This window comes from Azospirillum melinis, from assembly GCF_013340935.1.
Classification (GTDB): domain Bacteria; phylum Pseudomonadota; class Alphaproteobacteria; order Azospirillales; family Azospirillaceae; genus Azospirillum; species Azospirillum melinis.
Genome location: NZ_WHOS01000154.1, coordinates 1 through 794, shown reverse-complemented (window position 1 = coordinate 794; position 794 = coordinate 1). Strand labels below are relative to the sequence as shown.

The following is a 794-nucleotide window of genomic DNA, read 5'->3' as shown; positions in this document are numbered from 1 at the left end:
CGCTGAAGCCCGCCACGCTGAACGCCGTCACCGCTGCGTCCAAGATTGGCGGCGATGTCCATATCCTGGTCGCCGGCAAGGGCGCGCAGGCTGCTGCCGATGCCGCATCCAAAGTGGCCGGTGTCGCCAAGGTGCTGCTGGCCGACGATGCCGCTTACGAGCACCAACTGCCGGAAGACGTCGCCCCGCTGGTGGTGTCCACCGTCAAGGGCGGCGGCTACGGCCATGTGCTGGCCGGCGCCACCTCGGTCGGCAAGAACCTTCTGCCGCGCGTCGCGGCGCTGCTGGACGTCGCCGCCATCTCCGACATCACCGCCGTGGTGTCGGCCGACAGCTTCGAGCGGCCGATCTACGCCGGCAATGCGATTGCCACCGTGCAGTCGGCCGATGCGGTGAAGGTGATCACCGTCCGCACCACCGCCTTCGAGACCGCAGCCTCCGAAAGCGGTTCGGCCGCCGTCGAGGCCGTGTCGGGCGCCGGTGCCGCCGGGCTGTCGAGCTTCGTCTCGGCCGAGCTGACCAAGTCGGAGCGTCCGGAACTCACATCCGCCCGTGTGGTGGTGTCGGGCGGGCGCGGCATGCAGTCGGGCGAGAACTTCCCGCTGCTGGAGGCCCTGGCCGACAAGCTGGGTGCCGCGGTCGGTGCGTCGCGCGCCGCCGTGGACGCTGGGTTCGTGCCGAACGACTATCAGGTCGGGCAAACCGGCAAGATCGTGGCGCCGGAGCTGTACATCGCCGTCGGCATCTCGGGTGCGATCCAGCATCTGGCCGGCATGAAGGACAGCAAGGTCATC

General features: G+C 69.4%; 1 protein-coding gene. It reads left to right on the top strand.

Translation table 11 applies throughout. From position 1 onward, the window contains the following. Window positions 1–2: 2 nt before the first annotated feature. On the top strand, window positions 3–794 hold a 792-nt coding region (locus tag GBZ48_RS35905), incomplete at its 3' end, for an electron transfer flavoprotein subunit alpha/FixB family protein (protein WP_174475381.1).